Below are 13,291 nucleotides of genomic sequence, written 5' to 3'. Positions count from 1 at the left end.
AATACAAATAATTACAATTAAGGTATATTTTTGGAACATTTTATCTGGAATGTCGATCCCGTTTTATTACATTTAGGTCCCTTGCAGCTACGCTGGTACGGAATTTTGTTCGTTGGTTCCTTTTTTCTGGGACTTATGCTGTTACAATGGATCTTTAAACGCGAAGGCAAAGACCCTGCTCTTCTGGACAGTTTCCTCATCTATGTCATGGTTGGTGCAGTTATCGGCTCGAGACTGATGCACTGTTTTGCCTATGAACCTGCATTCTACCTCTCTCATCCGCTGGAGATACTCAAAGTATGGAAAGGAGGACTGGCAAGCCATGGCGGACTGCTTGGTTCCATCCTGGCTATTTGGTTCTTTTGCAGAAAATACAGGCTTGATTTCATGTGGCTGCTCTCACGCACAGCCATTGCCGGCACGATCACGGCAGCATTCGTACGTTTCGGGAACTTATTCAATTCCGAGATACTGGGGAAACCTACCGATCTTCCCTGGGCAATCATCTTTGAGCGTGTCGACATGCTTCCACGACACCCGGTACAACTTTATGAAGCCTTTTCCTACCTGATACTTTTGGTAATTATGCTCCTGGTCTACCTCAAAAGCAAACCGGACTTTGCTACCCGCATCCTTCCGGGTATCTTTTTGACTTTTATGTTCACGGTCCGTTTTCTACTCGAATATACCAAAACAAAACAGGCAGACTACACATGGGACCTTCCTTTCAGCACAGGGCAGGCTTTAAGTTTACCTTTTATTTTGATAGGTATCATATGGATATTATGGGCTTTAAAAAAGAAACACAGTACATAGCGCTTTGTCATTTTTACCTACTTTTTCCAAAAAAGTAGAGATAGGAATAAGGTATACAAACAACTTTATGAATGCAAAAAACCGAACAAATCATTATGCACTTGGTATCGACATCGGTTCCACCACTGTCAAATATGTACTGTGCGACAGAGACTTCAACATCATTGCCAAAGCCTATACTCCGCACGACACCAAACAGGCACCTACCCTTCTAAGACTCCTCGAAGAACTCTCTCAAACGCACAAAGAAGCCTATGACAACATTGACAAAGTTTACATTACAGGTTCGGGAGCCAGCCGGATTGCCCCGACACTCAATGCGCGTTTTGTGCAGGAGGTCAATGCTGTCGTGCTTGCCGTGGAACACCACCATCCCGACGTGAATGCTGTAGTGGAACTGGGTGGACAGGATGCAAAGATCATCCACTTCAAAGAGGGTAAGGACGGCAAAAAAACCGTACTGACCTCCATGAACGACAAATGTGCTTCCGGTACGGGAGCCACCATAGAGAAGTGTACCATGAAGGTCGGTATGGAGAGTGAAGAAGTTCAGAAACTCACCTTTGCGACAGAGAAACTACATCATGTCGCTGCCAAATGCGGTGTCTTTGCAGAAACGGACATTGTCAACCTTGTCAAGACCTCCGTTCCTTCCAACGAGATCATGAACTCCCTGGCAGATGCCATTGTTATGCAGAACCTGACCGTACTGACTCGGGGCAATACACTCATGCCCAAAGTCCTGCTGCTTGGCGGACCGAACACTTATCTGCCGTTTTTGCAGGATTGCTGGCGCATGCGCATTGCCGAACTCTGGGATGAACGCGGCATAGTTTACGACAAAAACAAGCTTGATGAACTGATCATCGTACCGGACAATGCCCAGTACTATGCCGCTCTGGGTGCAGTGATCTTCGGTGAAGGCGAAGCGAACCACGACAAATCTTTCGCCGGACTTATTGCTCTGAAAACACTGGTAGATACAGGCGGTGTCAACCAGAATGACAATATTGACGCCCCCCTGGTAAAAAATGAGCAGGAGCTTCGGGAATTCAGAGAGCGCTATACCATCAAACCCTTTCAATCTCCCCAATTGACAGAAAAAACTACCTGTTTCCTCGGTATAGACGGAGGCTCCACCTCTTCCAAAGCGGTATTGCTGGATGAAAAAGGTGAACTGCTCCTGAAAGTCTACCAGCTCTCAAAAGGAAACCCCATTGACGATACACTGGAACTTTTGCAAAAGATCACAGAATCAGAGAGTGGGAAATACTACGATATCAAAGGTCTTGGCGTCACCGGCTACGCAGCAGATGTACTCGGTGGTGCACTCAAAGCCGATGCAAATATCATCGAGACCATTGCACATATGAAAAGTGCGCAGCAGGCTTTCGGTGAAAGCATCAATGTCATCTGTGATATCGGCGGACAGGACATCAAAGTGCTTTTCATGGAGAACGGGATGATGAAAAATTTTCGTCTCTCCAATCAGTGCAGTGCCGGTAACGGAACCCTGCTGCAGAGTATGGCCAAGCAGTTCGGTGTTCCGGTGGAAGGCTTTGCAGATGTTGCCTTTGCCGCCAAGCAGGCACCGCGTTTCAACTACGGATGTGCCGTTTTTCTCGATACGGATAGAGTGAACTTTCAAAAAGAGGGATACACCAAAGAGGAACTCTTTGCCGGCATATCGAAGGTCCTGCCCAAAAATGTCTGGCAGTATGTCGTACAGGCCCCCAACCTTGCCATGTTCGGAGACCACTTCGTGCTGCAGGGAGGAACACAGTACAACCAGGCAGCACTTAAGGCACAGGTGGATTACATAAAAGAACGTGTACCCAATGCCAGGGTCGATGTTCATCCGCATCCGGGAGAAGCCGGAGCTATCGGCGCCGCACTTGAAGCAAGAGATGTCGTACAGAAAAGAGGCACGGCCACCTTTGTCGGGTTGGAGGAAGCACTGCAGATGACCTATACTTCCAAGACAGATGAGAGTACGCGCTGCCATTTCTGCACCATCAACTGCTCACGTACCTTCATCGATACCCATACCCCTTCTTCGGAGACCGTGCGTTACATTGCCGGGTTCTCCTGCGAAGATGGTACAGTCGAGTCTGCAGATGCCTTTAAAGCACTGAAAAGTTCCAGAAAAGCATTACAAGAAACCGTACCAAACCTTGTCAAAAAAGAGTCTTCCAAACTTTTTGCACCCACCTATATGCTGGATAAAAAGCCGACAGAATCGACACAGGTGAAAAGACAGGAAGTCAAAGTGACCCTTGGAGGATGGGGACCGACACTGCGCAGGGAGATCACACAGAATTTCAAAGTCAGTTCAGTGGAAGATACAGCCTACAGGAAAGCACTGAAGATCGCTATTCCCAAAGTACTCAATGTCTATTCTCTGGCTCCCTTCATGCGAACCTATCTTGAAGCGCTTGGCATCGACCCTCTCAACATCCAGTTCTCCGGTTTTTCCAATGAAGATATGTACCTTGAAGGAGCCAAATACGGTTCTGTGGATTCCTGCTACCCTGCCAAAGTGGCACAGTCTCATGTCTATGCACTGATGTACAGCAAAAAATTCGCGAAAAAAACATTTGACTACCTATGGTTCCCCGCCGTGACGGAGCTTCCCGGTTACGTTCAGCATACCATGGGACAAACCTCATGCCCCATCGTTTCCGGTACACCGAAAGTGGTCTACTCCGCCTTCACCAAGGAGAAGGACCTTTTCTCGGAGAGGGGGATCGTTTATGTCGATGAAGCGCTGAATTTCGATAACCGGAAACTGCTTGAAAAACAGCTCTTTGCCACCTGGGGAGACAGGCTGCGCATTACTGAAGATGAGAACAGATGGGCGGCCGAGCAGGCGTGGAAGGCACTTGATGAAAACGACCGGGAGATAATGGAAGAGGGACACCGCATTCTAGATGAGGCAGAAAAAAACAGCGAGGTTATTATTCTGCTGCTTGCACGTCCCTACCATTCCGACCCCGGGCTCAACCATGAAGTTCTCGACGAATTCCAGTCACTCGGGTTCAAGACCATCTCCATGCGTGCCATCCCCAAAGATGAAACCTATCTGATGCGCTTCTTTGGAGAAGAAGTCGCACAGGGAATCATAGAATCCCCTTATGATATACGAGATGTCTGGGCAGAGAATTTCTCGACCAATTCGGCACAAAAGGTCTGGGCGGCTAAATTCGCTGCACGGCACCCCAATGTGGCTGTACTTGACCTCAGTTCGTTCAAGTGCGGGCATGATGCACCTACCTATGCCATTATCGATAAAATACTGGGTGCAAGCCGTACACCGCATCTGACCCTGCACGATATCGATGCGAACAAGCCCGGCGGATCGATCAAGATACGTGTCAAGACCTTTGCCTATACTTTGGAACAGTATAGGCAAACGCTTTTGGATAATTTGTCTTGTCACCCTCAAGGGGATATAAAAACTTTTGAAAATTCGAGTGAAAGGGTTTTGGTATGATGTATTCTTTCAAAATAAATATCTTTTCTGTTTTACGATCTTCTCTTTCTACCTTTTTAGAAAAGGTAGGCCAAATGCGTCATCCCTCTCGAATCGCTTCGCTTTCAAGGTCGTTCGGGATGACATTTTCTTTTTTTAAAAACAAGGCTAACGCCAAATACAACGTTTTTTTATCAAAATATGCTTTGTTGTCTCTGAGCACTGGGTGTACAGATGCGTAGGTATGCATATTGCAAAGCAACATGCCGAGAGCATCGCCCGTACACTTGTGAAGAGACGCTTTTTTGCCTACTTTTTTCTAAAAAAAGTAGATTAAAAGCCTTACATACAAAACCAATTTTGGAGGCAACCATATGAGTCAATCCTGCTCCAGTATCAAAATGACCGACAAGAACGGTGATCTGAGTTTCATTAACAAAGCGCCTTCCCAATGGAGAGACATTCCCTCCAAACCCATTGAATATGCCCCAAAAGAAGAAACCATCTTCCTCTCGGGTGGATTGACACTCCTGCAGGACAAACTGGTCGAAGCAGCCCTCAACTCCATGGATATAAACTTTATCGCCCTGCCCAATCCGGACTTCAAATCCTTTCAGACGGGAAAAGCCTTTGGGAACAGAGGCCAGTGCAACCCTACCTACTTTACCGTAGGGAACCTGGTCAAATATCTGCAGGACCTCCATGACAAACAGGGATTGAGCAGTGAAGAGATCATCAGAAAATATGTTTACATCACTGCCGGAGGATGTGGCCCATGCCGTTTCGGTATGTACATCACCGAATACAAAAAGGCATTGCGAGATGCGGGCTTTGAAGGTTTCAGACTGACTTCTTTCGAACATGACAAGGGGATCTTTCAGGGAGATACAATAGAGGAAGATATTCTCAGTTTTACCCCAAAATTCTTCATTAGACTCATCAAGGCCGTCATCATCGGCGACATCATCAACATTCTGACCTATAAAATGCGCCCCTATGAAGTGGAGAAAGGAAGCGTTGACAAGGCTGTAGAAAAATGTAAAGAGATCGTATCCAAGGCTTTTCTGGATCATTCCAGTCTCATCAATGCACTGTGGAAGTGCCGGACTGTCCTGGCGAAGGTCAGACTGAACCGTCTGCAGCCCAAAGCAAAAGTAATGGTCATGGGAGAATTCTGGGCTGCTATGACAGAGGGTGACGGGAACTACAATCTACACAGATTTCTGGAAGCCGAGGGGGCAGAATGCACACCGCAACCTATCACGAATCGTCTGATGCTTAGCATCTGGGAAGCAGAACAGGCTCTGAACAAAAAAGAGAAGCTCGCTGTCGAGAACGGCAAAAAAATAGACTTCTCGAACGTCAGAACGCGCATGCTCATCAAAGCCGGAAAAGCGGCTGTCAAAACCCACTTTTCACTTTATGCCAAAGCCATCGGCCTGCATGACTATGACATTCCAAATATGGAAAAGCTGGCAGAGCTTGCAAAGGAGTACTATACACTCGACTGCAGCGGAGGAGAAGGGCACCTTGAGGTGGCACACCTCATCGAAAGCGTCAAGCACAATCTTGCACACCTCGTCATCTCCATCAAACCTTTCGGATGCATGCCCTCCTCTGCCGTATCGGACGGAGTCCAGTCACTGGTGACCAGCCGCTATCCGCAGGCGAATTTCCTCAGCATAGAGACATCGGGAGAAGGTGCAGCCAATTTCTACAGCCGTGTGCAGATGGCACTCTTCAAAGCCAAACAAGCTGCCAAAGAGGAATATGAAGTATTAGAAGTACCGGAGCATATTCCGGAGAAGTTGAACAATTACCTCTACCAGCCCAAAAATGAAAAAGCAGGTACCGCAGCGCAACTTATTGACAGTCTTGTATAAAACTGGTGTTGTGGGGGCACAACACCCTACGGAAACAATGTTTTGTTATTAATTGTGATTTTATCATGAAGCTGTAGGGTGTTGTCCCCCGACAACACCAATACACCGCATATTATCAAACGATCATCGGTGCAAACGCTTTGGTACTCACCCTCACCTTCTGCCCTATCTTCAGGTTCTCTGCTTCCTGTGAAGAGACCACCACTTCAACAAGCTGCTGTCCGATGGAAACAATGGCCACATAGATCACATCCACTTTTGTAATATCGAGCAGTTCACCCTCGAAAGAGAATTTCTGGGAGCCCTGTGTTTGAAGCAGTACCTCTTTGGGCTTGCCGTCATTGATGATCTCTCCCTGCTCCAGCACCAGTACGCGTGACGCCAAACGGTAGATCTCGCTCGGGTCATGGCTGACCATGATCGTTGTGGTACCGAACTCTTTATGCAGTGCCAGTATCTCGTTTTGCAGTTTCATCCTCATTTCAGGGTCGAGTGCAGACAGCGGTTCATCCATGAGCAGCAGTCTGGGACGCTTCATCATGGCACGACAAAGACTGACACGCTGCTGCTGTCCGCCGCTCAGAGAATGCGGCAGTCTTTTCTTTAAGTCATACAACTCCGTAAGCTCAAGTAAACGATCCGACAAGACTCTGTCATTCTCAACAAAGAGCAGATTCTCTTCTACCGTCATATTGGGGAACAGGGCATACTCCTGAAAGACATAACCGATCTCTCTCTGCTGTGGAGGAAGAAAATGTTTCCCGTCCTGCCAGATCTCTCCTGAAACAGTAATCTTTCCCTCCACCTTTTCCAGACCGGCAAGTATTCGCAGCAGGGTTGTCTTCCCACTCCCGCTTTTCCCTGTCAAGGCAATAAAATCCTGCTCTTTTATCTCTAGATCGACAGAAAGATCCATCTCTCCCGTACTGCCGTGAAGGCTTTTTTTTATCTCTATCTCTATCATTGTAAACCAAACTTTTTATGCTGTTTTGCATTGAAGATATAGACAGCCAGCAGCACCAAAAAACTCATGACGATCATAATGGCGCTGTAGATATGTGCAGAGGTATAGTCCATCATTTCGACCATATCATAGATAGCCACCGATGCCACTTTCGTCTCACCGGGAATGCTGCCTCCCACCATCAGTACCACACCGAACTCGCCGACCGTATGGGCGAAAGTCACAATAAGCGCAGTCATCAGGGAAGGTTTGATGTTGGGCAGTGCCACTTTGAGGAGCGTCATCCATCTGCTTTTGCCTGCGATGTAGCTCGCTTCAAGCATATTTTTATTGAGCGATTCAAATCCGCTCTGCAGGGGCTGGACCATGAAGGGCATGGAGTAAAAACAGCTGGCTATCACCAGTCCGGGAAAAGAGAAAGCCAGCTTGACGCCGAATATCTCTTCAAAAAAGGCGCCTATAGGTGAATTAGCGGAAAGTGCCCAAAGCATATAAAACCCCAGAACGGAGGGCGGCAGTACGATAGGCAGGGCTGTAACAGCTTCCAGGACAGGCTTCACTTTGGAGCGTGTCTGTGAAAGGTACCATGCCAGAGGCAGGGCTATCGTAAAAAGAATCATTGACGTGATCGCCGCGAGTTTGAATGAAAGCACAAAAGGTGTGAATTCGATGGTCTGAAACAATTCATTCATGGATGATCTCCTGAATGTAGATTTCACTCGCTTTGATGAGTGCCGTGACCTTTTCACCTATATGCAGATCCATCTTTTTCAAAGCATCTGCAGAAATGATCGCCTCCAAAGCGGTATCAAAATGCTTTAAAGTCACAGCACTCAACAAGACACCCTCTTCAATATTTTCTACAATAACCGGCAACTGGTTGGCATAACTCAATGATCCGCCGATGTGCTTCCCTATGGCTATGTTCGTTGCTTTGACTGCAAGTTTGACCACGGTTCCGATCCGGACGGTATCACCAAGGTCCAAACTCATCATTGTCAGGCTGTCACCCTGCACATTGAACTGTACGATGTTGAGATTTTCAACCGTATCGATGCCGGTGATCGCTGCAGTAATGCTGTTCATCTTCTCTTATGCCTGTTTATTGATAACAAAGCCGTACTTTTTCATGATCTGCTGCACTTGCGGGGTTTGCATAAACGCATAAAATGCTTTGGCCAGTTTTGACTTTGAACCATGTTTCGTGATGCCGTATCCCTGCCTCAGCGGTTCATGAAGCGAATCATCTATCAGATAATAACTGCTGTATTCACTCCTGGCAATGCTTGGGGCAAGTACCAGTGAAAGCGCGATGATGCCTATATCCGCCGCTTTCATATTGATATAATTCGCCGTTTGGGAGATATTCTCGCCAAAGACGATTCTGGGTTCAAGCACTTTGTAGAGTCCGACACTTTCAAGCGCCTGTTTAGCTTTTTGTCCATACGGCGCATGCGACGGATTGGCAATGGTCACTTTATGTACCCATGACATTTTGAAATTTTCAAACCCTTTTTTCGCATCAAAATGTCCGTTCTTACTCCAGATAACGATCCTTCCTATAGCATACAGTTTGGGTTTTGTCACGATATTCCCTTTTTTATACAGACTTTCCACATAATCCATATTGGCGGAGAAGTAGAGATCGTATGGCGCCCCTTTTTCCACCTGTATCCTTCCCTTGCCCGAAGAACCGTAAATCATATTAACGGTATCATCCGGATGCTGTGCCAGGAACTTCTCTTTGATACTGTCAAGCGCGAATTTCAGATCACTTGCCGCAAAAACCGTGATCGTATCGGCAAAGAGCAGACTGTTTAGCAGTAAGATTCCCCAAAAGAGTTTTTTTAGCATTGCATCTTCCTCCTTATCTTCCCAACATCAAATTTTTTGCTTCAATTACTACTATAACACTACTGCTCTCTGCTATTGCCAATTTCTCAAAGTTCTCCAGGGACATTACAGAAACGATCGTATCATGCTCGCCGATATCTACCGTTATCTTCACATTTTTCTTGTCTTTTTCTATCTGTACTACCCTGCCTTCAAGATGGTTTTCCATCTCATTCTTATTCTCGTTTTCCACAAGGAGGTAAACATTTGAAGACTTACAAATAGCCGTTACCACCTGTCCTTCTTTTATATCAAGATCTTCAACGGCTTCTTCCGTGATCACAGAAACCAGTTCTTGCCCACTTTTTAATTTCAGGTAAACCTTTGCATTGACCTCTCCGGGTTCAATGGCTGTAACCACTGCCTGTATCTGGTTTCGTGCCGAGATCTGCAATCCCAGCCGCCCAATGGTTTTAAACGCTCCGCTCTGAATGTCCGTCAATTCGGAAAGACGTTCCAGAAAACGGTTATGCTCTTCTTTCAGTAGTGCATAATTCTCCAAAAGCTGCATTCCATACGCGGTTATGGTCGTTCCACCGCCATCCTTTCCGCCTGTTTCCCTAAAAACAATGGGTTCCGGAGAGAGTGCGTTCATCGCATCAACCGCTTCCCAGGCACTTTTGTAACTCATGGGTACTACTTTAGCCGCCTTGGAAATGGAACCATGCTCATTTATCGCATACAAAAGGCGTATACGTTTTTCCAGCAGGAACGGTTCACCTGAAATTTCAAAGGTAAGTGGCGATGTGACTTCCATCTTTTTCCTTATATACTTAAATACATAACGAAAATATTAGCATTATATACCTTAAGAAACAACGCCCTTGACAAACTAACCTAAAAGTGTTATTATCCGCCCACATGGGGATGACTTGGTTTCGACTGGAGTAGTCGGGGCTATGTGCATGTCGGACTGGGCAATTCCGTTACGCGGCCCACTTAGCTTAAACGCAAACAATACAGATTATCGTCCAGCTTACGCAGTAGCGTAAGTCATTAACCCCGCTAACGCGGAGGACTGCCCTGCCGGTGAGTGTCATCTTAACCGGATCTTTGGGTATCACATCTGATGACTATGCTCCGTGGAAGCCATGCCACGGTGTGAGAATTCTGGCTGGTTTGATGTAGTTTTGGGTGTTGAACGAAACCAAACGAGACCAATCAACACCGACTAAGCATGTAGAGTCATAGTCCTAGCTATTTTAGGACAGGGGTTCAATTCCCCTCATCTCCACCAAATTCAAATGTAATACTTCTTAAAAAATTATAAAAAATCACTATCCTCTGTAAACATCATTTATTGTGATTATATTTAAATCAGAAATCTATACCAAATAGTTTTTTATGCTCATTTAATTCCAATATTACATCATTTTTATCTACTTTATTAGCATACTCAAGAGCTCCTTGGAATTTTGTATCACTAATTGAACATATATATTGACTGGCATTATTTTTTGCATAATCAAGAGCTGTTGCTATTTGCCTTTCATCAACAACATCATATAGTATATTATCATGACTTGAAAAGCCTATTAAATTAGAATTCAAATCATAGGTAAGCATATCGTAAATAAATATTTTCATCATTCCTATTCCACTACTTTCATCAGCTTGTATTTTAGGATCGATTTTATATACATATTTAGCTTTCATTGTAGAATTTATATCTATGTCAAGATACCCTGGTTTTTCATAGAACTTATTTGATATATCCCTAAATTTAGTTGCAAGAGATCCAAATTGAGACTTCATTGTTTTTGATGCTTTTATAAGTTCAAGTTCAAACTTATCAATTTCAAGTTTTAACTGCTGCTTTTCCTCTTCATACCTCTCTTTTTCTTTCTCTTTAGCTTCAAGATCTTGAAGCTTATTCTTTAATTCATCTCTATATCTTAATAATTTATTATACTCTTCAAGAGCTCCTTTAGATTCTAAATATTGAAGCAATTTAGATCTTTCTTTATCTAGTGATTCTATTCGTTGTTTTTCAATTTCAATTTCTTTTATTAAAATTTCAATCTCTTCTTTAGCTTTTTTCTTTCTATTCTCAAATAATGTATTATGAAATTCTTTTACTGCCTCAAGATGTTTAATAACTTTATCATCTAAAAAGAATTTAGCTTCATTATAAATTCTTTCAACTCTATTTATATCAACATCTTCTTGCTTGTTTACACGGATAAGCTCTTCTCTTAAATTCAAATCCCTTCTTAACATAGATAATCTATTTTCAGAATCTCTAAGCTGTAATGTTAATTCATCAGCTTTTTCTTTTATTTGATAATAATCTTCAGCTATTTCAAAATTTTCTATATCTTTTTCAATTTTTTCTAACTTTTCTTTTATTTCATAAATCTCTTCTTTATTTACGGTCTCTTGAAGCTCTTTTAAATAGGCAATAATTTGTTTTAAAGCTTGTTGCTTGTTATAAAGCTCTTTTTTCTTGTCAATATAATGAATATCTAATCCCAATAACCAAGCATTTATAGCATTATTTTTAAAAGCTTCTTCCGTAGAAATTTGTGCCGTTGCTTTTTCATAAGATTGCCTATTAAATCTCACGAACAAATCACGAAAAGTAAATCTATCATTATCAACACTTTTATTCAAAAAATCTTTTAAGTCTTTTAGCTTTAATTCCTCTTCGTCTAATGATATGATCTTCCCGTCTCTTGAAATTTGGTGTATTTCATCTTTAATCTTAAGTTGTAGGGTAACTGAAGTTGTTAAATTTTGCAACACTTGATCAAGTAATTTATTTTGCCCAGCAAGCAAATAATTTATAAGTTGAATTGACATTGTTTTTCCAACACCATTAGATGTTTCTTTCTTATCTTTATCAATTTTTGTACCGACAATTAAATTTAGCCCATCTTTAAACTCAATAGTAGAAAACTTTGAATTATTACTTGTAATTTGTAGAAGCTTCATAATAACTCCAATATATCATCTTCTTTTATATTTATTTTCCCTATCATATAAAGAAAATCTACAGTATATATCAATCTATCAAACTTAATATCTTTTACATAATTATCTTTTACATATAAAAAAATATCATCAAGCCTCATAGAGCCATATTTTTGAAGTACATTAACAACTTCTGACCCTATTACAATTAAAGCATCTTCAATTTTAAATATTTTATCACCCATTACCATTATCTTTTTTCCCTATATCACATATGTCAAAGAAATATCCTATTACTATCCATAATGCAATAGATAAATTATGATCATTATTTAATTTTTCATATATTTTTTGATAAGTTTCCATAATTGCATGTTCCTCATCCATACTTTTTAATAAAGCAATATATTTCTTTTTAATATACTCTCCTACTTCATCAAGATATTCTTCTCCAATTTTATCTTTAAATTCTTCAATTGTAACTCGTGCATTTTTAACTATTTCTATAAAAAATATTTTAAATTGCTCTGTTTTTATATTGATATCTATTTTTTCATCTTTGCCTTGAAAAAACTGAACTCCTCCAAAATTAACAAATACATCAATACTTTTAACTTCATCAATATCCGCAATAAAGTCTATTACTTTTGATATTTTATCAAAGTCTTTAAAGTTATCAATATTTACATCAAAATTTAGTAAAGAATATATTTTTAAATGGCTGCTATTATCATTCTGCCAAGCATCCATAATCAAACCTATTAAACGACTACTATCAATTAATTCAATCTCAATAGGCTTCTCATTCTCTTTAAGTTCCAATACCGCTGACACTAATTTAGCTGGAGCATCTTTCAATTTGGTATTTACTACATAATGCCACCCTGAAAAGTCCCACTTTTCTTTTGCTTTAGTATAGTCTTCATTCATTTTAGATATAGCATTAGTACCTTTCAGGTCTGCTGGTCCATAAACTTGAATCAGGATATTTCCATTGGTTCCATCATTTCCATCATCACCACCACCAGAAGCAACTCCTAAAAAATCATCACCATATACAATCTTATAAATATAGACTACAAACTCTTCAAATTCAAAGCCTTCTTTTCTAAGAATAGCATTTGATATAAGTTCTTCTAATTTTTTAATGGTCATTTACCACTTATCCTAATATTTTATTAATTATTCTTCTATATGAAAATAATATACCTCAATCTCGAGGCAATATATTATTGGCATATCTTACCATTTCCTTTAAAAGTAAAACAATCATCATTAGACTAATTTTAGCATATTTATATCAAAAAGAACCTCAAAAATAATATTTGAATAATATTTGAAAATTAAGAC

11 protein-coding genes and 1 other RNA gene are annotated in these 13,291 nt (G+C 42.0%); 4 read left to right on the top strand and 8 right to left on the bottom strand.

Annotated features, from left to right (window positions below):
• Positions 1 to 30 precede the first annotated feature (30 nt).
• The 3 genes from lgt (at position 31) to YH65_RS01690 (ending at position 6,171) form a co-directional block, all read left to right on the top strand.
• Positions 31 to 816, top strand: a complete 786-nt coding sequence (gene lgt, locus YH65_RS01700) for a prolipoprotein diacylglyceryl transferase (protein ID WP_046550353.1) — start codon at positions 31 to 33, stop codon at positions 814 to 816.
• A 67-nt stretch (positions 817 to 883) separates the two neighbouring features.
• Complete coding sequence (locus tag YH65_RS01695; RefSeq protein ID WP_046550352.1) at positions 884 to 4,309, top strand: BadF/BadG/BcrA/BcrD ATPase family protein; 3,426 nt, start codon at positions 884 to 886, stop codon at positions 4,307 to 4,309.
• Between the two features lie 353 nt (positions 4,310 to 4,662).
• Positions 4,663 to 6,171: a hypothetical protein gene (locus YH65_RS01690; protein ID WP_046550351.1), complete on the top strand. Its 1,509-nt coding sequence runs from the start codon at positions 4,663 to 4,665 to the stop codon at positions 6,169 to 6,171.
• Between the two features lie 115 nt (positions 6,172 to 6,286).
• On the opposite strand, the gene YH65_RS01685 is transcribed toward YH65_RS01690, so the two are convergent.
• From YH65_RS01685 to YH65_RS01665, 5 genes are read right to left on the bottom strand one after another with little or no spacing between them, the layout of a single operon-like run.
• Positions 6,287 to 7,135 carry an ABC transporter ATP-binding protein gene (locus YH65_RS01685; protein WP_046550350.1) on the bottom strand — a complete coding sequence of 283 codons (849 nt, stop codon included), beginning with the start codon at positions 7,133 to 7,135 and terminating at the stop codon, positions 6,287 to 6,289.
• Positions 7,132 to 7,827 carry a molybdate ABC transporter permease subunit gene (gene modB, locus YH65_RS01680; protein WP_012083872.1) on the bottom strand — a complete coding sequence of 232 codons (696 nt, stop codon included), beginning with the start codon at positions 7,825 to 7,827 and terminating at the stop codon, positions 7,132 to 7,134. The genes YH65_RS01685 and modB overlap by 4 nt, the downstream gene beginning before the upstream one ends.
• Positions 7,820 to 8,221 carry a TOBE domain-containing protein gene (locus YH65_RS01675; RefSeq protein ID WP_046550349.1) on the bottom strand — a complete coding sequence of 134 codons (402 nt, stop codon included), beginning with the start codon at positions 8,219 to 8,221 and terminating at the stop codon, positions 7,820 to 7,822. Before YH65_RS01675 ends, modB begins: the two co-directional genes overlap by 8 nt.
• A gap of 6 nt (positions 8,222 to 8,227) precedes the next feature.
• Positions 8,228 to 8,989 carry a molybdate ABC transporter substrate-binding protein gene (modA, locus tag YH65_RS01670; RefSeq protein WP_046550348.1) on the bottom strand — a complete coding sequence of 254 codons (762 nt, stop codon included), beginning with the start codon at positions 8,987 to 8,989 and terminating at the stop codon, positions 8,228 to 8,230.
• A gap of 13 nt (positions 8,990 to 9,002) precedes the next feature.
• Entirely contained in the window at positions 9,003 to 9,785 is a 783-nt protein-coding gene (locus tag YH65_RS01665) for a TOBE domain-containing protein (RefSeq protein ID WP_046550347.1), read from the bottom strand.
• Between the two features lie 106 nt (positions 9,786 to 9,891).
• Here YH65_RS01665 and ssrA point away from each other — a divergent pair.
• Positions 9,892 to 10,265: a transfer-messenger RNA gene (ssrA, locus tag YH65_RS11360) on the top strand.
• 80 nt (positions 10,266 to 10,345) lie between these two features.
• Here ssrA and YH65_RS01660 read toward each other — a convergent pair.
• The 3 genes from YH65_RS01660 to YH65_RS01650 are packed head-to-tail and all read right to left on the bottom strand — an operon-like array spanning position 10,346 to position 13,096.
• Positions 10,346 to 11,962 carry a DUF2326 domain-containing protein gene (locus tag YH65_RS01660; protein ID WP_046550346.1) on the bottom strand — a complete coding sequence of 539 codons (1,617 nt, stop codon included), beginning with the start codon at positions 11,960 to 11,962 and terminating at the stop codon, positions 10,346 to 10,348.
• Entirely contained in the window at positions 11,959 to 12,192 is a 234-nt protein-coding gene (locus YH65_RS01655; protein WP_154806457.1) for an ABC-three component system middle component 6, read from the bottom strand. Before YH65_RS01655 ends, YH65_RS01660 begins: the two co-directional genes overlap by 4 nt.
• On the bottom strand, positions 12,179 to 13,096 hold the full coding sequence (locus tag YH65_RS01650) for a hypothetical protein (protein ID WP_046550344.1): 918 nt from the start codon (positions 13,094 to 13,096) through the stop codon (positions 12,179 to 12,181). Before YH65_RS01650 ends, YH65_RS01655 begins: the two co-directional genes overlap by 14 nt.
• Positions 13,097 to 13,291 lie beyond the last annotated feature (195 nt).

Source organism: Sulfurovum lithotrophicum (assembly GCF_000987835.1).
Lineage (GTDB): Bacteria > Campylobacterota > Campylobacteria > Campylobacterales > Sulfurovaceae > Sulfurovum > Sulfurovum lithotrophicum.
This window is presented reverse-complemented; position numbering and strand designations above follow the sequence as displayed.